General features: G+C 44.2%; 17 protein-coding genes. 11 read left to right on the top strand and 6 right to left on the bottom strand.

Annotated features, from left to right (window positions below):
- Positions 1-25 precede the first annotated feature (25 nt).
- The 7 genes from IEY09_RS18210 (at position 26) to IEY09_RS18180 (ending at position 13270) form a co-directional block, all read left to right on the top strand.
- Positions 26-193: a hypothetical protein gene (locus tag IEY09_RS18210; RefSeq protein WP_156143203.1), complete on the top strand. Its 168-nt coding sequence runs from the start codon at positions 26-28 to the stop codon at positions 191-193.
- 375 nt (positions 194-568) lie between these two features.
- A complete protein-coding gene (locus IEY09_RS18205) occupies positions 569-1276 on the top strand; it encodes a DUF3944 domain-containing protein (RefSeq protein WP_188872165.1) in 708 nt (235 codons plus the stop codon).
- A 23-nt stretch (positions 1277-1299) separates the two neighbouring features.
- On the top strand, positions 1300-2265 hold the full coding sequence (locus IEY09_RS18200) for a hypothetical protein (protein ID WP_156143204.1): 966 nt from the start codon (positions 1300-1302) through the stop codon (positions 2263-2265).
- A gap of 747 nt (positions 2266-3012) precedes the next feature.
- Positions 3013-3909 carry a WYL domain-containing transcriptional regulator gene (locus IEY09_RS18195; RefSeq protein WP_188872162.1) on the top strand — a complete coding sequence of 299 codons (897 nt, stop codon included), beginning with the start codon at positions 3013-3015 and terminating at the stop codon, positions 3907-3909.
- Positions 3910-3911: 2 nt separating this feature from the next.
- Positions 3912-6800 carry an SNF2-related protein gene (locus IEY09_RS18190; protein ID WP_188872160.1) on the top strand — a complete coding sequence of 963 codons (2889 nt, stop codon included), beginning with the start codon at positions 3912-3914 and terminating at the stop codon, positions 6798-6800.
- A gap of 36 nt (positions 6801-6836) precedes the next feature.
- On the top strand, positions 6837-9872 hold the full coding sequence (locus IEY09_RS18185; RefSeq protein ID WP_188872158.1) for a site-specific DNA-methyltransferase: 3036 nt from the start codon (positions 6837-6839) through the stop codon (positions 9870-9872).
- Positions 9873-9874: 2 nt separating this feature from the next.
- The gene (locus IEY09_RS18180) at positions 9875-13270 is read left to right on the top strand and encodes a DEAD/DEAH box helicase family protein (protein WP_188872156.1); all 3396 of its coding nucleotides are present in this window, start codon (positions 9875-9877) and stop codon (positions 13268-13270) included.
- A gap of 59 nt (positions 13271-13329) precedes the next feature.
- Here the strand turns inward: IEY09_RS18180 and IEY09_RS18175 are convergent, their stop codons facing one another.
- Entirely contained in the window at positions 13330-13632 is a 303-nt protein-coding gene (locus IEY09_RS18175) for a hypothetical protein (protein WP_188872154.1), read from the bottom strand.
- A 1-nt stretch (position 13633) separates the two neighbouring features.
- Between IEY09_RS18175 and IEY09_RS18170 the strand changes: the two genes are divergently transcribed.
- The 3 genes from IEY09_RS18170 to IEY09_RS18160 all read left to right on the top strand — a co-directional run bounded on the left by IEY09_RS18170 (position 13634) and on the right by IEY09_RS18160 (position 16986).
- A complete protein-coding gene (locus IEY09_RS18170) occupies positions 13634-13933 on the top strand; it encodes a hypothetical protein (RefSeq protein ID WP_188872152.1) in 300 nt (99 codons plus the stop codon).
- Positions 13934-14037: 104 nt separating this feature from the next.
- Positions 14038-16761, top strand: a complete 2724-nt coding sequence (locus IEY09_RS18165) for an ankyrin repeat domain-containing protein (protein WP_188872150.1) — start codon at positions 14038-14040, stop codon at positions 16759-16761.
- An 84-nt stretch (positions 16762-16845) separates the two neighbouring features.
- On the top strand, positions 16846-16986 hold the full coding sequence (locus IEY09_RS18160; RefSeq protein WP_023268020.1) for a hypothetical protein: 141 nt from the start codon (positions 16846-16848) through the stop codon (positions 16984-16986).
- 446 nt (positions 16987-17432) lie between these two features.
- Here IEY09_RS18160 and IEY09_RS18155 read toward each other — a convergent pair whose 3' ends face one another.
- Complete coding sequence (locus IEY09_RS18155) at positions 17433-17756, bottom strand: hypothetical protein (RefSeq protein ID WP_188872146.1); 324 nt, start codon at positions 17754-17756, stop codon at positions 17433-17435.
- A gap of 186 nt (positions 17757-17942) precedes the next feature.
- Positions 17943-18134 (bottom strand): hypothetical protein, encoded by a 192-nt coding sequence (locus IEY09_RS18150; RefSeq protein WP_188872144.1) that lies wholly within the window; start codon positions 18132-18134, stop codon positions 17943-17945.
- A gap of 130 nt (positions 18135-18264) precedes the next feature.
- On the opposite strand from IEY09_RS18150, the gene IEY09_RS18145 reads away from it, so the two are divergent.
- On the top strand, positions 18265-18579 hold the full coding sequence (locus IEY09_RS18145) for a helix-turn-helix domain-containing protein (RefSeq protein ID WP_229778027.1): 315 nt from the start codon (positions 18265-18267) through the stop codon (positions 18577-18579).
- Positions 18580-20303: 1724 nt separating this feature from the next.
- Here IEY09_RS18145 and IEY09_RS18135 read toward each other — a convergent pair.
- From IEY09_RS18135 to IEY09_RS18125, 3 genes are read right to left on the bottom strand one after another with little or no spacing between them, the layout of a single operon-like run.
- Positions 20304-20654: a YdbL family probable chaperone protein gene (locus IEY09_RS18135; protein ID WP_023267320.1), complete on the bottom strand. Its 351-nt coding sequence runs from the start codon at positions 20652-20654 to the stop codon at positions 20304-20306.
- A 24-nt stretch (positions 20655-20678) separates the two neighbouring features.
- Positions 20679-20879: a YnbE family lipoprotein gene (locus IEY09_RS18130; protein WP_011716849.1), complete on the bottom strand. Its 201-nt coding sequence runs from the start codon at positions 20877-20879 to the stop codon at positions 20679-20681.
- Positions 20880-20892: 13 nt separating this feature from the next.
- Positions 20893-24060 (bottom strand): intermembrane phospholipid transport YdbH family protein, encoded by a 3168-nt coding sequence (locus IEY09_RS18125; protein ID WP_188872141.1) that lies wholly within the window; start codon positions 24058-24060, stop codon positions 20893-20895.
- Between the last annotated feature and the right edge of the window lie 58 nt (positions 24061-24118).

Here is a 24118-nt window from a genome sequence, read left to right as displayed (position 1 = left end):
ATTCTATTACGAAGGATTCATTTCTATGGACTTGTTTGTTGGAATGCTTATTCGATTCATGCCTTTGATTCTCATCATTGCTGTGTTGCTTGTAATTAGGTTCGTTATTCTTAAGCCTGATTATGATGCTTTTAAGGCATATAAGGAGAAGAGGAAAAATGAAAAACCTTGGTGGGATTTTACTGATGAATAGAACAGGTATTAAATTGATTTACCTCTCGTTTTTTGGCTGTAAAAACCTGTATTTTGGTTGGCAAATATCCATCTCAAACATTCACGTTTTTAAGTCAAAGAGATACCATGCCACCCAATGGTTTTTAAGCTTAATTTAGTATTTCGTGTCAACACCAGCCTGCCGCGCTGGCTAGTGTGAATAACTTTAATCGATTTCGGTTGAGAAGTTTCATCGCGAACTGACCGCCGATTAGAGTGCAACCCACTTTTAGCTTAACCGCGCCGAGGTGTTGCTTGCGAAAAATAAAGTTGAGCGTTTAGCGATTTGCCCTCTGAAAAAATTAGGTAGTGAAGAAGACGTCAGTATGCAAGCTGTTTATAAAAGGGAACTAATATGGATTTTGTGAAGCGGAACTACATGTACCGGGAAGATGATGATTTACAGTTTCTTTCCCTTTGCACTCATAAGCAACTGACACCACTTGTTAAATATTTGACTAAAGACAAAACTGGTAAACTTAGAACCACTGAGACACTAACGACTAACCCAAGGTTTAAAAAGAATAAGCATGACTTGGCGCTAGTATGGCAAGAGATCTGCGCTGAATTGCAAACTTTTGGTAATTCAACAGTGATGAATCTTATTACCGGAAAGGGGGGAACCTATCTCAATTTACTGCAATATACTGCCCGTTCAATTGGTTGCTCGGTCAGTGCTAAAGATAAAGATAGTGCTCTTGCAATTGAAAAAGCTATTGTCGCTAAGGTCATGAAATTGCAATTGGACAAGATGACGCAAGCTGATCGTTCGGCATTTGTCGAGAGAATGAGTAAAGATTATCAATGCAAGATTGATAATGCGCTTGACTGGAGCAGCAAAGATTTCGCTATTGTAACTAGGGTCCTTGCATCGGCATTTGGTGGTGCAGCGGTTGGTGCGGCACTCGTGCCAAGAGTGCTGATGATATCAAGTCCATTGGGAGTATTGGGTGGGATTTTTAGTGTATTTGCCGATGCCCCAAATGTTAACGTTACTTTACCCTGTGTTATTCATATTGCAATGCTCCGAGAACTGCGACGTAACGATAATCCATTCAAATAATATTTGCTAAACAAGGAGTTGTAATGATTAGTAATACAATTAGAACAATAATGGTACCAGATTGGGACAAGGTTGATCCGGAAATCATTGAGCTAATTAAGTCAGGTCACATGCGGTTGCGCGAGGGTATTGTTTACTGGTCAAAAGGCAAGAAATTAATTGATGGTGCAGGGAGTATTGTTAAGCATTTACCATTCAAGGAGATGACTGTAGATCTTAGTGAGGGGGTTAACGTAGTAGAGCTTGCAAAAGCAAGCGCTGCAGTTAAGCAAAGTATCTTTCTTGCCGCAGGCTTATCGACAGGAATCATTCTTGGTGCGATTGTTATCCAAACGGTATATTTATCGAAGAAACTGGAAAAAATTCAAGCATCCATCGACAAGATAGCCGTCGAAATCCAAACGCAAAATCAATTGTTTTATCTTGAAAAACTTTCGTCTTATATTGGTAGTGTAATGGCAGCACATGAGTTGCTAGGTATTTATCAAGAACATGAACCTATACCTGAGATTATAGCTCCTTTGTTGGTCACTTTGGCGCAGCAACGGAATGAGCTTTGTACCTTTTTGATGAAATTGATCGGGTGGATCGAGCAGGGGAATAATCGAAATGGTAAAAATACCATAACCCAAGAACATGCAGCTTTAATAATTGATTTTATCACTCATGTTTTAGATATGATGCCCAAAGCTATTTATATTGAGTCAACTCTTTACACTAGATTAGGTCATTACCATCATGCGGATACCTTAGTCGAAACTGCTGGAGCTAAATATACCATGGTGCTTCAAGCTTATCGTAGATGGGCTAGAGATTCTTACGACAATTTATTGACTGGTTTATCATCTAGTCACAATAATCGTTTGTTAACCAATAAGTTTAATGACATAAATAGCTTACTTAACTCATTGGAAAACAATATTTTGCTTGGTAAAAATGAGCAGTTGAATCAGCAAGATGAGAAGCTGGTTATTGCTTTACCAGTGTAAGTCACTCGTAAAGTGGCATAATTCTGAAGATATAGTACAAGTCATTTCTATTGCTCTTACTGAGTTTAAGATGCTATTCCAAGTACCATATTCACTTAATTCAATGAGGAAAAACCAGCTATAACCCAGTAATAAAACGAACCTTAGTATAGCTATGTCATACGCGAAAGGCACAATCGTGTACAAGCATTCTAGATAATTGTTGAAAGTGGCTTTAGTTATAATTCCGCACCTAATTATTTGAACGCGTCGAAAGTTAAATGGAATTGACAGGTATCCTGGCTGAATTCCAATATCGTGCCGAAGTCTATTATCGGCAAACCTTTAACAGTAGTTAGGGTCTTACGGAGCTTTCTTCGGATTGTGTGTTTGCTAACCAAGAAAAATTGGCCTAAGACAGGGATATATTGACGGTGCATGTGGGCCATATAGCCTCTTAATGGGGTTAATTTACCATGGCGTCATCACGCGTGCAGAAGTGACTAACCTTGATAGAGTGGATTTAAGGATTATTAGACTGATCTCAGGTTGATTAATGTCTGATGAATTGAGTTAAGACTATGAATACTTGATTGAAATTTCAACACTCCTAAGAAAACTTAATTTTTGCTTCAAATCACAATCTAACACACGATAGAAGTAGCCGCGGGATAAACTAGTTGGTAGTATTGGCCTACTTAAATTCGGTAGGCTGTATAACAATTCTGAGTTTGTTTTACTACCATGCGAGCGTGCTAAGGATAGACCTTGACTCAATTAACATTGGAAAGTTTAACGCTTGCGCAGCGCGAGCGACTTGCTCACATTGATTTTGTGTTGATGTTTAAAGGTGAGGCTCGTCGAACTGATCTCGTTGAACGATTCAATATTGCCCCTTCTGTAGCGACCCAAGACTTTGCCCGTTATAAAGAGATAGCGCCACAAAATGTGGTTTATGATGAAAAGCGTAAACGACACCTCAAGGCCGCGTCTTTTGTATCCCTGTTCGATTTCGATGTAATCAGAACTCTAGCCACCTTAAGCCAAGGCTTTGGTGATGGTTTTTCTGGCCAGCTAAAACCACCTCTTGCGTGTGAAGCGCCTTATCACCTTAACAAGCCGAGTCTACCGATAGTGGCGAAGGTTACCGAGGCCATACACAAAGGCAAAGCCTTGAGTATCACCTATGTGTCGTTATCGAGCGGTGAAACAACGCGTGAAATTGTACCGCATACGCTGGTGGACAATGGCCTGCGTTGGCACGTTCGTGGCTTTGACCGCAAGCATAGTGAATTTCGTGACTTTGTCCTGACCCGAATTAAAGCAGCGCTTGTGCTTGAAGACTCCACTTTGTCGCCCTCTGTTATCAAAGAAAGTGAACTCGAAACTCAGGACCGGCAATGGAACCGCTTTGTAGAGCTGGAGTTAGTACCACACCCACGTATTAAGCACAGCGAAGCAATTGAACTGGACTATGGCATGACGGGTGGCGTGATGAAAGTGGAGATTCGGGCAGCAATTGCAGGTTATTTACTGAGGCTATGGAATGTTGACTGTTCACAAGAGCATTTATTGAAACAACCTGAATATCAACTTTGTTTAAAAAACAAACAAGCTTTATATGGTGTAGCAAATTTAGCAATAGCGCCTGGCTTTGAGGAATAATAATGATTGATATAACACCATATCACGCCAAATACTTTGCCCACGAATTATCCATTCTCCATGCCAACAACGGTGTCGATAGGCTGTCTCAGTCCTTGTTTGATGCCAGTGTCGATCTCAATCCTCACCAAATTGAAGCCGCACTGTTCGCCATTGAAAATCCATTGAGTAAAGGTGTTGTTCTCGCGGATGAAGTGGGATTGGGTAAAACCATCGAAGCCGGTTTGGTGCTGTGCCAGTACTGGGCTGAAAGAAAGCGAAAGCTGCTGATCATCTGCCCTGCGGCTTTGCGGAGACAGTGGGCGAGCGAACTGTTCGAAAAATTTAACCTACCAGCGCATGTACTCGATGCCAAAACCTTTAGTCAGCTGCAAAAGGATGGGATTTATAACCCGCTAAATAACAAGCAAATTGTTATCATGTCATACCACTTCGCTGCCAAGCTGGAGGATAAGCTGGTGGGTGAAATGTGGGATTTGGTGGTGATAGATGAAGCGCACAAGCTCAGAAATGCGCACCGCGAAAGCAATAAAATGGGCCAGGCACTTAAGCGCGCACTAGACGGTCGAAAAAAGCTATTGTTGACGGCGACACCGTTACAGAACTCCTTGATGGAGTTGTACGGCATGTCGACCCTGATTGATGAGCATACTTTTGGGGATCCCAAGGCTTTTCGTAAGCAATTTATGCAAGCAGATAGCGATATCCTGGAGCTTAAAGAGCGCTTAGCAGGCTTTGTAAAGCGCACCTTGCGCAAAAATGTTCTTGAGTACATTAAGTACACTGAGCGTAAAGCCATCACCATCCCTTTTTATCCAAGCGAGCAAGAGCAAGAGCTGTACGATCAAGTGCAGTTACTGCTGGAGCGGGAAGACAGTTACGCCTTGCCCAAGCGGCACAGACACTTAACCGGGCTTATCCTCAGAAAGCTGTTGTCGTCCAGTACCAAAGCCGTGCTCAACAACTTACAGGTACTAAAGTACCGCTTAGAAAAGCTTGAGCGTGATGGCGTTGCTGATGATGATATCGACATCATCAAGCAAATTATCACAGATGATGACCTTGAAGATGACTTTGTCGAAGAAAGCGATATCCAAGAAGAGGTCACAGAACCCAAACCTGTTGATAAAAACGCACTGCGAGCAGAAATCGCAGAGCTTAACATGCTGATAGCCAAAGCAGAGCTCATTGGTATAGACACCAAGTCCAAAGAGTTGCTCATTGGTCTGGATAAGGGATTTGCGCAGCTGGCAGAGATGGGGGCCGCAAGAAAGGTCATTATCTTCACTGAGTCCATGCGTACGCAGCAATACCTTGCCCTGTTTTTAGAAAACAATGGCTATGCAGGCAAAGTGGTTACCTTCAGTGGGTCCAATACTACGCCACAAGCCAATCAAATTTATCAGCACTGGCGCGAAGAATATCACGGCTCATCGCGCGTCACCGGTTCTGCACAAATCGATAAACGCACAGCGCTTATTGATTACTTTAAAGATCACGCCGAAATCATGATAGCCACAGAGGCGGCGGCAGAAGGGGTAAACCTGCAGTTTTGCTCGTTGCTCATCAATTACGATTTACCCTGGAACCCGCAGCGTGTTGAGCAGCGCATTGGTCGTTGCCACCGTTATGGTCAAAAGTTTGATGTGGTTGTGGTCAACTTCCTCAATGAGCGAAATCAAGCTGATCAGCGCGTACTCGAACTGCTCACAGAAAAGTTTAATCTGTTCGATGGCGTATTCGGCGCGTCTGACAGCGTGCTTGGCAGCATTGAAAGTGGTGTGGATTTCGAAAAGCGTATTCAAGCCATTTATGAATCTTGCCGGACCCCGGCAGAGATTGAAGCCGCCTTTGAAACATTGCAAAAGGAACTCGAAGACGAGATAAACAGCAAAATGCAGCATACCCAAGCACAGCTGCTAGAGCACTTCGATGAAGATATTCACGATATCTTAAAGCTTAAGTTGGACGAGGCCAAAGACCGCTTGGATAAGGTTGGCCGCTGGTTTTGGGCGGTAACCCATCATCAGTTGCAGCCCTACGCAGCCTTTGATCATCAACATTACCGTTTTACCTTGCAAAAGCCGGTACATCATCAGCCCATGGGGCAATATCAGCTGCTTCGCAAAGCAGAAAATGGCAACAGTGCCTTGCAAGTGCAGGATAATCACAGCTTTGCTTATCGCATCAACCATCCTCTCGGTGAACATGTCATTGACTCTGCCAAGTCGGAGCCGACGGCGAATGCCCATTTGATTTTTGATTACAGCAAACATCAAACCAAAATCTCAGTTGCCGAGCAGCTCCAGGGCCAATCCGGGTGGTTAACCTTAAATATGCTGGCGGTGGATGCTTTCAATCGGCAGGAGTTTCTGCTCTTCACCGCCAGAACAGATAAAGGCCAGCTGATTGACAATGATGCCTGTAAACGCTTGTTCAATCTTGACGCAACCATTAACACCACGGCCCACGCCGTTGACGTAAACCAACCCCCAGCTGACTTAGTGGTGCTGAAAACCCGTCAAATAGAGGCCAAGTTGGCTGAAGTCATGGAACAAAATAATGCACTGTTTGAGGTCGAACGCGACAAACTGGAAAAGTGGGCCGAAGATAAAATGTTTGCCGCCGAAGAGTCACTGCGCGACACCAAGGCGCAAATTAAGTCGGTAAAGCGCGAGTCTCGCTTGGCGCAAACGACTGAAGAGCAGAAGCAAACCCAAGAAAAACTCAAGCAGCTTGAAAGGCTACAAAAGCGCCAGCGGATGGCCATTTTCGATATTGAAGACGAAATAGCTGATAAGCGGGACGAGCTCATCGCAGCCCTGGAAGCCCGTATGAAACAAAAGACCCACATTTCCGAGTTGTTTACCATCCGTTGGCATGTGGCATAACCCTTTACGATTTAAAAAGTGATTCGAGATAACCCAATGAGCAAATACAACGAGCTAGTAAAAAAACTCAAAGAGATTTTTCAGATTGACCGTCCAGAGTTGGATTTTGGCATTTATCGTATCCTTAACGCCCGTGCTGATGAGATAAACGATTACCTGGATAACAAACTCAAAGCCAAAATTCAGGCTGCGCTCAAGGATGCCGGAAATGCTAACAAAGCTGAGTTAGAGCAGCAGCTGCAAGCGGCGATTAAAGCGACAACCGATGCGGGCTTCGAGCCGGATCAAAGCCCAAAAGTGCAAGATTTAAGAAAGCAGTTGGCAGGTATGGCGTCAGGTAGCGTAGAGCATGAAAATGCCGTGTTCTCACACCTACTCACCTTTTTCTCACGCTACTACGATAACGGCGATTTTATCAGCAAGCGCCGCTACAAAGGCGATACTTATGCCATCCCCTATGCCGGTGAAGAAGTCATGCTGCATTGGGCCAATAAAGACCAGTATTACATCAAAAGCGGTGAGAACTTTGCCAACTATGCTTTTAAGCTTGATGATGGTCGCAAGGTTAGTTTCAAGTTGCTGGCGGCCGATACCGCCAAAGACAACCGTAAAGATAACGATGCCGATCGTCGCTTTGTGCTGATTGAGCCACATACCCGTACCAAGATTGATGAAGAAGGCGAGGAGTTTGAGCAAGCTTACCAGCCGGTTGAAGTGATCAAAACCACAGGGTTTGTTAATGGTGAAGCCATTGAAACCGAGGAATTGGTCATTCATTTTGAATACAAGGCAATGAAAAAAGGCACCAAGCAAGATGCCTTGGTGCAATCTGCGATTGCTACTATTCTTTCTGAACCCCAAGTGCAGCAGTATTGGGCCGAGCTTGCCAAACGCGCGCCAACCGAGAGTAACCCAAGTCGCACAGAACTTGAACGCCACCTGACAACCTACACTCAGCGCAACACCGCAGATTACTTTATTCATAAAGATCTCGGCGGATTCTTAACCAATGAGCTGGATTTTTACATCAAAAATGAAGTGATGAATCTGGATAACCTGCAAAATGCGCAGGTGTTTGCCAATATCGAAAAACAATTGCGGATGATCCAGTGTTTGCGGGCAGTGGCCCAAGAGTTGATCACCTTCTTGGCACAAATCGAGAATTTTCAGAAGAAACTTTGGAATAAGAAAAAGTTTGTAGTTAACACTGATTATTTAGTGCCACTTCAAATTCTTCCAGAAGATATCAGGAATAATTTTTTGTCTTACAATAACACAATAGTTGATACATCTCTTTTAAGTTTTAAAGAAAGGCAGCAAGTAATTAATTCAATATCTGATTTTGAATTAAGAACAATTGGTTTGTTGATTAAGGGTGATAATGCGCATGGTTTGCGGTTACTTTCATCACGACAAAAAAAATTTGATATGATCCACATTGACCCTCCATATAACACGGAGACTAGTGGTTTCTTATACAAAAATAATTTTAAAAGCTCATCATGGTTGTCAATGATGGAGGATCGTCTGGAGCAAAGTTCGGTACTTCTAAAGGATGATGGTGTTTTTTGTTGTCACATCGATGAACATGAATTTGAACATTTATCAATTCTAGCATCTAGCATTTTTAGTCAAGATTTAGGTAATATGATTTGGGATAAAGGTTCTCCAGTGACAGGAACTCATGGGTTGGCAACTCAACATGAATATATTTTGTGGAGATCTAAATATCAAGCAGTTAAGTTGAAATCTCAAAAGGAAAATATTGAAAAAATGCTTTCTCAAGCAAAAAATCTGACTAAAAATATTAAAGATGCAGATGAGCTCAAAAAAGCATGGCGCTTATGGCTTAAGTCTCAAGATTCTCTTTCCAAAGCAGAGTTGATTTATGACAATGTGGACTGTAATGGTGAAGTATTCAGATCTGCGGATATGACTGCTACGGATCAACGAACAGATCCTAAATATTTTATACCTTTAATACATCCCATAACAAAAAAAGCGTGCCCTGTTCCAAAATATGGTTGGCGTTATAAGCCAGAAACTATGAATTATCATCTAGAAAACAATGCAATATTATTTGGTGATGATCATAATAAAATACCGAGAAGAAAGGTATTTCTTCGAGATAATGAAAGTAGTCAATTGCCTAGTATGCTTAGAAGTGGATTTAGAGGTAAGCAAGAATTAGATAATTTGGGTATTTCTTTTCCATTTGCTCATTCATCTAAACTTTATTCGCGTTTGATCTCATCGTTGGAACACGATAAAAACGCTGACGTACTTGATTATTTTGGTGGTTCTGGAACAACAGCACATGCAATAATAAGTTTAAATGCAGAGGATCGAGGTGAACGTAAGTTTACTTTAATCGAAATGGGGGCTCATTTTGACGACACTCTTAAGCCAAGAATTACAAGGTTGTTGATGTCTTCTGAGTGGAAAAATGGTGAGCCACTGACTGATTTTTCGTCTGAAAAAATTGTTAAGATAATTAGTCTTGAGTCATATGAAGACACGTTAAACAATATTTCTTTAGCGAAAAAGGATGTGGATTTATTTAATTTCCTGTCTGCAGAAGTCGCTGATGATTACTTGCTGAAATATATGCTAGAGGAAGAAAGTAAAGAATCTTTGCTTAATATCGATAATTTCCGCAAGCCTTTTAACTATCAAATGGATATTGCGACTGATTCGGCTGGCGCGACAGAGCGAAAGCCGATTGACTTGGTAGAAACTTTTAATTTCCTGATTGGTCTGCATGTTAAATCGGTTGAGTCCAACATCGAACGCGGTTATGTGCGTATTGAAGGCACATTACCAACGGGCGAACGCACCCTGATTTTGTGGCGTGATTGCGACAAAATTGGCTATGAAGAGTTAACCAAATATGCCAATCGTTTCGATCTCTATGCCAAAGAGCAGACCTTTGATGTGATTTACATTAATGGCGACCACAATCTGCCAACCGCCTTTACGGTTGATGGTGACGACGCTGAAGTGGTGCGTAGCCTGAAATTGCGCCAGATAGAGCCAGAATTCTTAAGCCTGATGTTTGCAGAGGAGGCGTAACCATGGCGCGTGCTCCACAAACAAAAAACACAGTAGGCAAGGGCAAGGCGGTAAAAAAGGTAACCAACAGCAAGCTCAGCTTCCATAAGCAGCTGGTGCTGAATCGCTTTATGTTCCGCTTTTTTAAAGATGGCAGCTTACACGGATTAAAACTGCGCTTGGGCGAAGACCGCTTCGAGGGCATTCATGAGGATGGCCAGAGCCTGTTTTTTCATGAGCTGTGCAGTAACTTGTTTGAGGTGGATTTAATCGACCTTGATGAGCTGCGTCGCTACGACTTGAACATTGTTAAGCACTGGCAGCAGATCACCGAGCACCGTAACCGTAAAGAAGATACGGTACTGAATATGAAGTATTTTCAGTACCTTTCCTTGCTATTTACCGAGATTTACCTCGACTGGCATTTCAACCGAAAGCAAGAGTTGCTTGATGGGTTGAATCGCGAGCTGACAAGCTACAACAGCGAAAACAGTGCAACGGCGAAAGATAAAGCTAACCAGTTTAGAGACTATATACTGGATGACTTGAACAAGCTGGCATTTTGGAATGCGACGGGCTCGGGCAAAACCCTGCTGCTGCACGTCAATATTTTGCAGTATTTACATTACTTCCAAAATGGCAATGCCAGCCATTACCCTGACAAAATTATTCTACTGACGCCGGATGAGCGCTTGTCGCAGCAGCACATGAATGAGCTGTATGACTCGGGTTTTTCGCATATTCAGCTGTTTGATAAATCTAAGCCGACGCCATTTAAAGGCACGATAGAAGTGATTGATATCAACAAGCTTGCCGATGACATGGGTGACAAAACGGTCGCTGTTGAAGCTTTTGAAGGTAGAAACCTGGTGCTGATTGATGAAGGCCATAAAGGCACTGGCACTGCTGCAGGGGCCTGGATGCGCCGCCGTGACAAACTGACCCGCGATGGCTTTGCCTTTGAGTATTCCGCCACCTTTGGTCAGGCCGTATCTGACGGCAAAACTGTCGATGCATTGGAAGAGGATATCCGAAAGAAAAAGGCCAAGATGCTGTTTGATACCACAGCCCTGGGCAAACTTTCAAATGAGCAATTAGCGCAGCTGGCCTTAGACACGGAAGAGCAGCGCGATGCGCGTATTCAAGCCACGCGGGAAGTGTACGGTAAGTCAGTGCTGTTTGATTACTCGTACAAATTTTTCTATGAAGATGGTTATGGCAAGGAGTCGCTGATCCTTAACCTGAACCCAGAACAGGATAAGCATGATGAACGGCGCTATGAGTACTTCACAGCCTGTTTGTTAAGCTTCTATCAGCAGCAGTACTTGTTTAATAAGCACAAAGATAAGCTGACTGAGTTCAATATTGAAAAGCCGCTATGGGTATTTGTGGGTAACACCGTTGGCGGCGAAGATTCTGATATTCATGCCGTACTTAAATTTTTAGCGTGGTTTTTAAACCATGAAGCTCAAGCGAGGGCATGGATTAACGATCTTGTCGCTAACAAGGCCAGGATCCTGGACAGCAAAGACAGGAATATCTTCGAAAACCGCTTCACGGCCTTGATGAATGGCCCTACCGATATCTATGCCGACATTTTGGCAAAGTTGTTTAACACCACTCACTCAGGTCAACGTTTGCGGGTGCTGAACCTGATTGGCAGCAAGGGCGAGCTTGCCTTGCAAGTGGGTGAAGCATCAGCGTTTGGATTGATTAACATTGGTGATTCACCTTCGCTTTACGCCATGTGTGAAGAAGATGAGACCTTTGATTATCAGCGGGATGACTTTGCCAAAACCCTGTTCCATACCCTGAATGACAAAGATTCTAAATTGCATATCTTGATAGGGTCGCGCAAGTTTACAGAAGGCTGGAGTAGCTGGCGAGTATCGACCATGGGCTTGTTGAATATGGGCCGTGGTGAAGGCTCGCAGATCATTCAGCTATTTGGTCGTGGAGTACGGTTAAAAGGGCGTGATTATTCGCTTAAGCGCAGCACCCCGGCACAGCGTCCAAAGGGTATCCATCTTGATAAGCTCGAAACGCTGAATATTTTTGGTGTACGCGCCGACTATATGGCGACCTTTAAGCAATACCTTGAAGCAGAAGGGATTACGCCAAGCGATGAAATGTTGGAGCTCAATTTTGAGATCCGGCCAAACTTGCCTGTGACTTCGCTGAAAACCTTAAAGCTTAAGGATGGCTATAAAGACAACCAAAACCTTGGATTTAAGCGTGTGCATTTTCCTGAGCTGTACCAAGTGCCAGCGGAGTTTGAGGGCAAAATCAAGCTGCCACACGTCAAACTGGATCTGTACCCCAAGCTCGAAGCCATTGATACCAGCCGAAAGGGCACTAACACGCCTGTGAATGTACGCCACGAAGGAAAGCTGGACTGTAAAGTGGTAGCTGCGTTTGACTTTGAGCGTTTATACCTCGCAGTTCAGGATTTTAAATTGCAGCGAGGCTGGTCGAATTTACGGCTTGATAAAGAGCGGCTGATGAAGTTTTGTTTGGGTAAAACTATGGCTTCTAACGGCTGGTATACCTTGCTGATCCCTGCGTCTGAGTTGGAAATAAGACAGTTCTCGGATGTAAAAAAGCAAGAGGACATTATGTTGCGTCTGTTGCTGGATTATACCGACCGCTTTTATAAGACATTGAAAAACGCTTATGAAGGCCAGTTCTACCAGGTGACTCAGGTGCAGGAAGATGACCCTTGCATGATTAAGGTATATCACTTTGAAATCGAAGAGTCGGATGATGGCCTTGATTACGCTGAGCGTTTGGAGCAATTGCAGCAACTTGTTGTTAAAGGTGACATTGGCCAGGCCAAAGCCTGGGATGCGCCGGGTATGATTGCCATTACCTTTGATAGGCACTTGTATTATCCACTGCTTTCACTTGAGCGAAATGCCGATTTGCCACTGAAGATGCGGCCTGCCGCCTTCGATGCGCCCAGTGAAGTGGCGTTTATTAAGGACTTACAGGCTTTTATCGAAACGCCAAAAGGCCAAGAGACTATTGGAGATAAAAGCCTGTATTTACTTCGTAACGCGGATACTAAATCAAGAGGCTTAGGCTTTGCTACCGCAGGTAATTTCTATCCGGATTTCTTGCTGTGGCTGGTTGATGATGTGACAGGTAAGCAATGGTTAAGCCTTATCGATCCCAAGGGTATTAGAAACCTGAATTTGGATGATGCCAAATTCGGGTTATACAAGGAGATTAAAGTGCTAGAGCCAAAGCTTGCAGACAAAGACTTGAGCCTGAGTGCATTTATCGTGTCAGAAACCTTGCATTCTGACTTACTGAACGTGTCTGCACCTAAGCATGAGCTTGAAGAACGAAATGTGCTGTTTATGGAAGACTCGGGTCCTGTGTATTTGGAGAAGCTATTCCGTAAGATGGTCGCCTAATCTTGAGGAAAAGTTACAGGCAGTCGCATGCATAAGGGAGCTTGAGCTCCCTTAACTAATTATCGCCAATGCTCGGGAATGATTAACTCGAAGCTCCCGGCAACATACTGAAGCATCGTGATGATCTCACGATGCTTTTTTTCATCGTAGGGTAAGCCATTTTGTTTTTGGGCGATTAGAGTTTGCAGCTCAGGCAGTTGAAACATTTCCAGACGATAAAAATTGCCCCAGCTAGGCTCACCAAATAGGTTGTAAATGACCTGGGTATCATCCCGTTCACTGGCTAGGCGCTTTGGCCCTTGCACCTTGGTCAGAGCAACTTCGGCTTCGTCTTTGTCTTCGTAAGTGTTGAGGAGTTTCATAATGAGTTCGGTACTGGATTTTTGGGAAGCGGACATTGAACTTGATATGGGGAGTAATTGCAAATTCTGGTTTCGATTTTGTCTGATAGACTTGGCAGATACATATGGATGTATTTCACAAATATCAGCGGATATCTTTAGTTTAAGTATTTTAAAAAATCCACTCTTAGAACCAGAAGTAATCGAACACGCGGTTTATATCGATTTGGATAGGTCTAGTACAAAGGAAGAATTTGAGATTGTGGTTCAAGCAAACACTTCAACCAAATTAGTTGAAAGCAATTATAAAACAAGTATATAAAGCAGTTGCTCATTTGTTTTATAGGGGGATACATCAGGTTTCAGTGAAAACAAGGAATGTAATTGCCAGAATGATCAGCAGTCGGTCAGCTAAAGGAACTAACGATGAGCAGTTTGCCACTAATTGAGTCTATTTTGCTTGAAATCCGCCAAAGTGCGGGGATTCAAGGTTACCCAACCAATAAAAAAGATAAGTTTGCCAAGGGCCAGTTAAGCCTAGATATGCACAGGGTGATGTGCGTAGAAACCTTAGAGGCTGTCTTTGACGCCTTTGACATGGATCCGCGAATGCAACTCAATGCAATGGATAACCTAATGGAGTTTGCTAATGCTTATAAGCATATTGAGCTCAATACATGGACCTTTGCTGCAGACCAGCGGCAAATTGTCTGGGATATGTTGGGCTATTTTCTCGTGCCAGGCCTTGCACGTCGAGTTGCATTTTGGAACCTGCCTAAGCCGTTAGATGCGGGTATGCCGGGCGGTCGATTCTGGTATCTTCCTGAGATTATTGAACATAACGGAAATGCCACTTTATATATGCCAGTTGCGCAAGTGGTAGACTGGTTGCTTGACTTGCTCGGAATGCCACTAGAAGTGTTCTCTGATCAACGTAGTGATTCTACTGATGGCCAGCATGAGGCGATGAGACGGTCTTTATATAACTGGCGATCTGCCACACCCATCAGCCCTGATTCTATCGAAAAGTATTTTGCAGATGATGCGCAACTAAGCTTCGCAGGCGCATTTCAACTTGATAACTCGCAAACACCTGCCCAGCAGTTCGATACCGCGTTAGCCTTTGTTAGAAGTAAAAACCTTTCAGCTGAGCTGCTGCGTATGGAAATCCCGATGACTCAACCAGGGCTGTTGGAGGCCATATTAGCTGGCAGTGCCAGTGAGGAAGAGCAAGCCAGATTTATGGCGTGCATAACGCAACGCTATGCTACGCCGTCAATGAAAACCATCCGCCAGCGCCTTCTGCTTGCGCGTACTGTGCAGGATGGATACTCGCGCTTATTGAAGTTTCTGTGTCCTGATATTGATCGTCAGTGCGTAGATGAACAGCAAAACAAAGTACTGCAACTATCTGGTATTTATAAATTTGTTTATAACACGACAATTGGAGCTTGGCGTAATTGTGCTGATCAAGGTGTGGCTGCAGAAAATCGTTGGTTTGAGGAGCAGCTTCCTGAGTGGGATAAGTTCGGTATTTTCCTGTCAATACTCCCGTCACGATATACAACGGCCAATCAAGAACTAGCACAACTGCTAACTCGTCGTTTTTATGCCATGCAACCTGGCGAGCCGTTGGAATGCCATATTGGCATGAATTCAGAGTCGGTAGCTAAAATTATCCGGCGTAATGTTGAGAGAGCTGAGTTGTTCTTTTCTGAAATGGAGAGAGCTGATCAGCTGCTATCGAGAATGCAAGTTGCCTCTCCCTGGAGAGCATTGCAGCATGAACAAAGTTACTGGGTGGTAAGTCAGGTTGCTGCGCATCCTAGGCTGTCTACTAATGCAAGAACCCTCGCTACAAATCGTTTGCGTGAGCTAGCTGCGTCGCCTGCTGAAACTGTTCAAGCCATTCTTTTAGAATTGGGTGGTTTTTTGAATGGTGATCGTAAGCAAAGACCAAAAGACACTGCCGCAAAAGTTGCTTTGCTTCTTGCCGAGGTAGATGAAAACAAAGGCAATGAACTCTGGAAAGCGCCTATTCTCCAGTATAAAGCTAAGCATTTGCTGGCTTGCAACCAATTTGAAGATGCAGCGAAATGCTTTAGGGAAGCTCTAGATGCTGTAAATGATCGCAACTACGGTCCGGTGCGTGGCGAGATTGCCAGAGATGCTTTCGCTTTATCGGTCGCCAATCAAAAACTAATTCATAACAACCATGAAAAGTTTTATCGTGAGATGCTTGCTGGTGGAATGATGAGTGAGTGTGATCAAATACCTTCAATTGAAGATACAGCGCGGTGGGTATCTGATTATTTTTGGGAAACACTTTATAAACCTTATCCGGGTGTGCCGGCAATTGTCAGAGGTAACAGCAAGCAATTTGATAGGGCTTTCAAAGAAATCGTGAAACTGCTTGTTGCAGGCACAGAAAGCGAGCTGTCCCAGTGGATTAAATCTAACCGGCAGCTACTCAATTCAAACTTACCGGAAGTGGACGGTAACACTGTTTTAATGTTGCTGTTTAAAATGAGAAGTAACTTTGTTGAGCGGTTACCAATTATTAAGCAAATTGCCCCCCTTGAGTTACAGGGCGAAGTGGACAGGTTTAATTTGTGGCTCAAAAAGTGGCGGAACTTTATTGGCCAACTTGCAAAAGAGCATCCTAAACAACTTAATATCGTTGATATTAAAGGGCAAACACCTTTAATGCTGGCGGCTCAAGCTGGTGATGCTGAATTGGTCAAAATCATGCTTGAGGCGGGTGCCAATCCGGATTTACAAGACATAAAAGGTATGACAGCTCTTCATTCAGCAGCTAAATCAAACAGCGTTGATTGTGTGAACTACCTATTAAACCTGCCATGTCGTTTAGATTTGGTCACCGTTGATGGGAGAACTCCGCTTCATACCGCTACCTGGATGGGTAACTTGCATGCAGTGCGGCAGCTAATTGCGATCGCACCTAAAATGGCCTGGCAGCGTGACGCCGGCAAACAGACGCCATTAGAGTTAGCAGAGCATTTGCTTGAAAATCAAGACGAGTTTGAGCAACTGTCAAAAGAGAGGGCGAAATTTGGCTCACGATGTGCAACGCCTGAAGAATTAGAGCAAGTAGTAAAGGCATTAGAAAATGTTGTTGCAGTCAGTTAAAGGGCCGAGCTATTTCGCCCAAACATTAGGCTTTCTCATAGCAATTGTTCAAACACTTAAATTTAAACTTCGAGGAAAACCATCATGAGCAGAACACCAAACGATGATCGTAGTGACAGCATGAATCCAAATAATGATGCTTACTGGGATAGCCTCGATAACCATGCTAACCAGTTAAATCCTAACCATGATGAATACCAGGGTTATGATGAGGAAGAGGATTAGAATTAGAATTAGAAGAAGGTAACGTCACCATTACAAACAATTCCTTAGCTTGTGGTGGTGACATCTCAGTGTTGAGTTTGTCTTGGCATTATTGAAGATGCCGATATATTCGGCGACTAGGCTATATTGTTCGGGGCATTGACGGCCGAGAGTGAATTGTCTCCGAGGGGATCTCTCCTCCGCAGAAGCAGTACGAGCAGAAGTGCGGTAGCCTTTACGAGCTATTGAGGCACAGTTGACGGTTATGTAGCATGTAATGCTTAAGTAAATAAGGCTGGCTAGACTTAAATGCACAATGCTAACTGGCGTTACCCAATAAGCCTTTTTGTTGAGGCTTTTTGATGCGTTTTTCAGAATAGGGCTCTAGCTATTCAAGATGGCTTGTACAAAGGATTTCGTTTGCTAGCACAGGAGGTTAGCACCTCCTGTATCAGATTAAGGTCAACTCAGTAGGTAACTGTCCAGCTCCCATTATTGGTTACTACGTCAACTTGTGTTAGATCACACGAGCCTCCATAAGAGACTGAAGTAGATTGACCAAATTTAAGCTGTTTGGGAAAACCTTTTTTTTCGAAAAGGCTTTCACAGTTGCCTCTGTTTACAATGATGTCGTTTACGATGACATCATCTTCAATAGCCTTGACCTTCACTTCGATTGATTTGATATAAAAACCCGCTCTGTCGTAAACTTCAATTTCAACATTCGGTTTTGAATCACTGCAAGCGCTAGTCATCCCGAGCAGCGCAAAAGTAAAAAGCAATTTCTTCATCTTAAACACACCTTAAATTTGTGATACACAGCTAACGATGAAGGGCATTAAATGGAATTTTAATTGTGTAAATTGGCATTGCATTTATAGCGCTAATCGTCGCTGTACAGTATTTCACTTTGCTACTAGCTGATTGGTAATCAGTAGATTGAGGCCCCTATCCACATTAGGGGCACAATTGATTGTTTAGGTGGCGCTATTAGCTGCATTTTTAGTTTTAACAAAAACAGTGATGGAATACCCAATCCCGTATAAGGCGGCAAACATCCCCCATCCAGCTGAAGCTTCTAGATCGATGTCTGCAAATGCAGAAGCAAGAATGAGGCATAAAGGGAAAAACACCATCCCTATGATTGACATGGTTTTTACGACTGACATGTGTAACTCCTTTTAATTAGCGTGTTTAAAGACACTGCTTGTTCTGAAAGAAAATATTTACTTTCTATCGGTAGGTGTTCTTAATGTAAAAAAACAAAATGAACACTATACAGGTCTAAATGTAATGTTTATGGCGTGGTTTGTCTATCATGAGTCCTTGAGAATTATCCAGTATTCAATATCCTGGGGTTCTCAAGTGAATGATGATGAAGTGTTAAAAATTGGGTTGGCCTTCGGCCGAGCAATTAAGTTGCGTCGTGTTGAGGTGGGGATTAACCAAGAGGAGCTAGCAGATAAGGCCGAACTTGCTCGTTCGTTTGTATCAAGCGTTGAACGCGGTGTGGCTAAGGCATCTATCGCTTCAGTGTGGAAACTAGCCCAAGCGCTAAATTGCAATCCATCGGATTTATGGATAACGGCAGAGAGACTTTATGATGTGCGTTGAGGTCCGTGTAAGCCTTGAGGATTATGCTTAGTAACGCAATCAATCACTTTATAATTCAAAGTTTAACCAAAGCTGACACCACTTACAGGTAGCTGTACAAAGGTTATTGTTGTGAAAGTTATTAATCAAACAATATATTAAAGAGCCGATTTTAAAAATTATCATTTAATTACAGGTATTTAATCGTTGATTTTATTTGATGTCATACTGGATGATCGTGCAGCATGATGCAGGTTTGCGAGGTATTAATGATTACCAAGTGTCGTAAGGTCAAATCGACCGCTTTCTCTGATTTTGTGCGCAACGCATCATCCAGGGAGAAAAGAAAGTTTTTTGCAAAAGTTATCGAAGAGGCGACCCAAAAGCAAACAGAGGTGATAGCCAAAGCGAATGAGATCGATGGTTAAGTATATGGCATGCTATATTTATTTACAAATGTCGCTACAAAAACAGCTTTAGTTACAAGAGACTTAGCGGCTTGTCGCATAAGTCGATGCCGCCAAACAACAAGTCTTTGTTCGGTTGTTCGCAAGGAAATACTGCCGGATATCGGCATCTGATTGACGTTCTGTCAATTCGCATTTTTAGCTTGATGGGATATGTATACTGTTAGCAAGTCGAAGTACATGAAGCTATAGAATGATAAATAGAAAATTAGAAATTTACGGGGTTCAAGTGGTCACAAGGCCGAAGATCAAAGCGACCAAGCAACTTGATTTATCTGGTGACTTTGGGCGTCAAATCGTGAAGTCAGAAACGGAACGAGTATTAAGAACCCATCCTAAAACTTTCCAAAAACTGGCTGATATGTAATTTGTGGCAGAGTATACTTGTCGTTGTCCACTAAAACTTACAGATCATGCAAGCGTTATCTCACGTTTGCCAGTCAGTGATGAAACCGTTACTGAAACGATGTCTGATCTAGACATTGAAGCTATCAAAATAAGTCACAGATGTGCGAATATTGGTTAAAAATGACGACTAGCGTTATTTGTTTTAAATTTTTATTGACTTTTTTGAAATTGAATTAAATCCATTAAATACAATTGGTTATGTTGTTATTTTGAACAGAAGTTAAGGAGTCGAATTCTCAGGGTAAGTCATTGGTCTAATTGAAGAAATTATCAAAAACTGGAAGTAATGCAAAAAGTAATGCTGTCCTGTTATGCGTCTTTATTAGTTATGTTTTTCAATGTGTTAAGCCTGTAGTTCGACTCCCTCTCTCGCCACATTCTAAGAACCCGATCACATGGTCGGGTTTTTTCTTTTCTATCATAAACCTATGAATTATAGTTGCTAAATCCAATGGCTCACCAACCTTTGGCACCTTAAGGTGGTACAAAAGGGTGGTACAAAACGATGGCATTTATGACTCAACCACACCGCGATCCAAAGTCTGGGATCTGGAAAATCCGCAAGGGTGTTCCTAAGCATTTACCTCCGTTCCTTGATGACAAATTCACTATGCCACTTCAGTCTAGAGACTAATGATGCCTATATTGCCAAAACAACTGCGGGTGGTGTGATTGTGGAGTTTGAGTCAGCTATAGCTTTGTTACGTCAAGAAAAAGAGCAGAAAATAACACCTGTACTGTTAGTTTGAGGGAGCAAAGCCATCAGGAGGATTACCATGCTCGTGGCGGTCGATCTCGATAAACAAAACGCCTGCAATTGCAGGCGTTCTTCGATGGGTTTAGTCGGTGCTCAATTGTCATTAAAAAAGGCTATTTCTTAACCCATTTGCCTTGAGCATTTTGCACATAGTTGCCTTTGTCTGTAGCCGCGATGGCTTTTTCACCAGCTAATTTGGCGACATCTGCGGCAGAAATATTGTTCTTTTTAGCGATGGTTTCGTAATGGGCGCGGCGTTTGTTATTCACATCGTCCATCACGGCCTTGGCCTCGCTATTATTTTGCACTAGGCCTAAATAGCCATTGAGCTGTTCACCTAAGTAACCTTGGGCTTTGGCTTCCTGCAATGACATGGCAAAGGCATTTAAGCTGAATAAACTAAGGCCGAGCAACAGCAGTAATGTGGGCTTTTGTAGCAGGGTTTTGAGTGGTATTGATTTCATTGTATATTCCTCAATTCTTTGTGATTAGAACAACTTATCATCTGATAGAAGCTGATCTAGCTCCTTATCCACTTTGATTTTTATCTCGTGTTCAATTTTCACATTGAGATTAATCACAATCGGTTTGTCAGGCGGCTCAATCTTTACTGTTGGCGCACAGCCTTGCAATGCCGCCAGTAGCAGCAATGTACCTAAACTCACTTGCTGTAATTGAATGATCTTCACTGAGGTTTCCTTGTTACTTCACGGATTTTTCGATTCTGTCCTGCAGATCGTTACCAATCTGAAGACTCCTGAATAATTGCAGCATGTTCTCTTCATGAGAGTAATTCAAGTGGATGGGGCGTTCAATCCCTCGGCTGTGGCCTTTGACTTCCACTAACAAGTTGGCATCGCCGGTTTGATCCATATCGAAACTACTGGATAACTGGCTGTATTCTAAATGTTCTAGTGCCGAAAATACAAAGTCGAGATAAGGCTGCGATTGGCGCATTTGATCGACCGCCGGATTGCCTGAAATCGCAATAAGGCCGCCGGGCGCACGGGCCGCCAGTTGGCCATCGCTGATCGAGACTTTGCCATCGACCAAATCCACGGGTAATACACCATCGAAAATACCATCGGCATAGATACCAATTTGCGGCTGAATGCGCAGCACTTCCTCAAGGCTCATGCCCTGCAATAATAGATAGGCGTGGGATTTGTCCTGCAATTTTAAATTAAAATCAGGCAGTAAGAACTGGCCGCTCAATACTTTGCCCCTAGCAGTCATCGACACGTCGGTATCACTCAAGCCCGTGAGTTGTTGCAGCCAATTGTCGGGAAGCTTTTCGGCATCCTTGGCGAGGACAATATCGGCCTCCACTTCGATATCGGTCAAGGGGAAGCCGGGATCGAACAAGTTAAAAGTCATCATGGTCTGCGGGCAGTTCAGCCGACTTAAACTGCTGAAATAGCCTGGCGCTTGCGGCGACTTATAGGATTGCCCCCAGGTGAACTCGCATTGGGCCTGTAATTTCCCGCCTTCAAAGGTCGTGTCTTGATAAAAACCTTCCAGCTCTGTCATCGACTGGGTAATTTGCATGGCAAATTGGGTCTGCTCTGGCTCATGTGTCAGCTTAAATTGTGCCTGTAATTGGTTATGACCGGTCACATTTAACTCAGCGGGCAAGGGCTGGGTTTGATTAAGCAAAGACAAAGCCTCTGTCATGCTGGTATCGACAACCCACTGGCCCGTTAACAGCAGAGGCTTGTGAGGCGTGGCGAACTGTAATTGATGATCGCTTTGTAGCTCAACCGTGCCGACTTGCCACTGTTCATGACCGTTAATACGCTGGTTTTGCCAGTTTAACGTCTGCGCGAGTGCCAAATTATCCAGTTTAAGGACAGTCTGCTTACGTGTTCGGCCTTTGGCGCTGAGCTGCTTTTCAATCAAGAGTTGCTGCGCTTGCCAGTTAACTTGATTAGTCAAATGACTCGATTGAATAGTATTTGCAATGGATTGCAATGACGAGTAATCGAGGAGCATCGGCTTTGATGTCTCAAGGGTGAACGCCTTGAGGCTAATATCGTTGCGACTGCTCTGTATTGCGGTCGCGGCGGTGCCCGCAAGATTCTCTACCGTTTGGCTCACGCGCAGCTGCGACAAGGCAAGTGAGAGCGGCGGCAGCTTGAAGGCAAACTCGGTCGATTGTGCGCCAGTCGTATCCTTAGCCGCTAAGGGAGTTGCGCTTGCGGCCATGGGGGCCTTGGCGTTGAGCTGAATACTGCCAAGGCTTAACTGCGTCTGTTTAGTTTGATGCTCGGCGGCTTGCGCCGTTTGCTGTAGCTGCACATCTTCCAGCGCAAATTGCAGAGTGTCACTTGAGTCACTCGTCACTGGCGCAGTGCTGATTTGCCAATTCAGCCCTTGAGGTGACTGAGCAACACTGACATGACCCGCCGTTTGCAGCATTCCCGCGCCCCAACTGAGATCCTGCGGGGCTGCGCGCCAGAGCTCCTGCAGCGACAGTGGGGTCGTTTGCTTAAGCACCAGTTGCCAGCGGCTCTTGACATTCCAAGCATCTGGCGTGGGCGTTAACTGGATATCTTGTAAGTGAATACGCGTCTCAAGCTTACTGCCTAGGGTGGTTACCTCTAATGCGGGCATCGGTATGGGTTTATGGGTGTTCGCTTGAGATGTCAGTGCATAGTGCAGCGGCGCCGTCATCGAAAGGCCAAGGCCCACGGGCGCCTCGGTGCTTTTCAGCCCCGAGAGCAGGGTAAGGAGCGCTTGATAGTCCACATCGCTCAATTGCAGAGACTGATTAAGTGCCGCTAATAGCTGGGTGTGCTGTGCCGCATTCGGCGTAAGCGCAAGGCTAAAGGGCTCAAGGGTGAGATTGAGTGAGGCAAGTGATCCACTAAGCTCAAACCCTAAAGCCGGCTGCGGCGCGAGCGTTAAGTCGGCAAAATGGCTTAAGCTGATGCTGGGTTGCTGAATGCGGTGGCGGCTTGTAATTTCGCCGCTGGCGAGTGTCATTGCACTCTCAGAACTTAATTGCCCACTTAATCCTATCCCAAGTTGTTGCCACTGTTGATCCCACAGGGTTAATTGGCTGAGGATGCTCCCTTGGGTTTGGCGCAGGCCAATTTGATGCAGGTTTTCCAGTAGCGGCGCGATATTCAGTTCGCTCTTCAAGCGCCATTGTTCGTTGCCAAGCGTCGCGGCAAGCTGGGCTAACGGTTCACCCTCAGGGCTGCTAAAGGCTGTGGTTAATTCAGCTTGATGATTCAGGCTGAGTTTATCCATCACCAGCTGATAGGCCGGAAGCTCTGCTTGCGGCGCTAATCTGAGTGTGGTTTTACCTATATCAATTAAAGGTAAAGATTTGATATTTAACGCCAACGCTGGCGTTTGTTCATCGGCGATGGTGGGGCTTCGCTCCAGCAGTGATGCGCCGAGTTCAACGTCTATCTCGCCCGTACTAATGCGCTTGATTTTTTGAGTCAAGCTCTCAACTTGGACAAGTTGCTTCAGTTCTTCAAGGCTTTTGGGCCAGTTGAGTTCAAGCTGAATATCCAGGTTATTGATCACTAAATACGAGTCATGTACACGCAGGCTCGCAGAGCGAATGTGCCAATGTTCTAAACCCATGGGGCCTAAACGAATATCGCTAAGCTCACCGTCCATGCCGCTTAAGGCATAATTCGCGACGCGAAGGATCAGGGCTTCGGTTTGGCTGTTGACTATCCAAATGGTTAGCGCCGCGCCAGCTAACAGGCCAGCCACAGTGGTGGCTATCAAGCTTTGTTTTAAGCGCTTTTTGAGTGTAGAACCGCGACGGTGCGTCGCCGAATATGGCGCTGCGACCGCAGTCGTCTCTTGAGGCATCGCCTGATTTGGCGATGTCGGCGTGTTAACCATGGGGTTCGAATATCATCCTTATCATCAGCGCCTAGCGATTGCTCCCCGTGGGAGCGTG

It is taken from the genome of Shewanella xiamenensis (genome assembly GCF_014647135.1).
GTDB lineage: Bacteria > Pseudomonadota > Gammaproteobacteria > Enterobacterales > Shewanellaceae > Shewanella > Shewanella xiamenensis.
This window is presented reverse-complemented; position numbering and strand designations above follow the sequence as displayed.

Excerpts from the sequence above, each read along its gene's own strand:
- IEY09_RS18210 (WP_156143203.1), top strand. The coding sequence starts at position 26 with ATGGACTTGTTTGTTGGAATGCTTATTCGATTCATGCCTTTGATTCTC.
- IEY09_RS18205 (WP_188872165.1), top strand. The coding sequence starts at position 569 with ATGGATTTTGTGAAGCGGAACTACATGTACCGGGAAGATGATGATTTA.
- IEY09_RS18200 (WP_156143204.1), top strand. The coding sequence starts at position 1,300 with ATGATTAGTAATACAATTAGAACAATAATGGTACCAGATTGGGACAAG.
- IEY09_RS18190 (WP_188872160.1), top strand. The coding sequence starts at position 3,912 with ATGATTGATATAACACCATATCACGCCAAATACTTTGCCCACGAATTA.
- IEY09_RS18185 (WP_188872158.1), top strand. The coding sequence starts at position 6,837 with ATGAGCAAATACAACGAGCTAGTAAAAAAACTCAAAGAGATTTTTCAG.
- IEY09_RS18180 (WP_188872156.1), top strand. The coding sequence starts at position 9,875 with ATGGCGCGTGCTCCACAAACAAAAAACACAGTAGGCAAGGGCAAGGCG.
- IEY09_RS18175 (WP_188872154.1), bottom strand. The coding sequence starts at position 13,632 with ATGAAACTCCTCAACACTTACGAAGACAAAGACGAAGCCGAAGTTGCT.
- IEY09_RS18170 (WP_188872152.1), top strand. The coding sequence starts at position 13,634 with ATGAGTTCGGTACTGGATTTTTGGGAAGCGGACATTGAACTTGATATG.
- IEY09_RS18165 (WP_188872150.1), top strand. The coding sequence starts at position 14,038 with ATGAGCAGTTTGCCACTAATTGAGTCTATTTTGCTTGAAATCCGCCAA.
- IEY09_RS18160 (WP_023268020.1), top strand. The coding sequence starts at position 16,846 with ATGAGCAGAACACCAAACGATGATCGTAGTGACAGCATGAATCCAAAT.
- IEY09_RS18155 (WP_188872146.1), bottom strand. The coding sequence starts at position 17,756 with ATGAAGAAATTGCTTTTTACTTTTGCGCTGCTCGGGATGACTAGCGCT.
- IEY09_RS18150 (WP_188872144.1), bottom strand. The coding sequence starts at position 18,134 with ATGTCAGTCGTAAAAACCATGTCAATCATAGGGATGGTGTTTTTCCCT.
- IEY09_RS18145 (WP_229778027.1), top strand. The coding sequence starts at position 18,265 with ATGGCGTGGTTTGTCTATCATGAGTCCTTGAGAATTATCCAGTATTCA.
- IEY09_RS18135 (WP_023267320.1), bottom strand. The coding sequence starts at position 20,654 with ATGAAATCAATACCACTCAAAACCCTGCTACAAAAGCCCACATTACTG.
- IEY09_RS18125 (WP_188872141.1), bottom strand. The coding sequence starts at position 24,060 with ATGGTTAACACGCCGACATCGCCAAATCAGGCGATGCCTCAAGAGACG.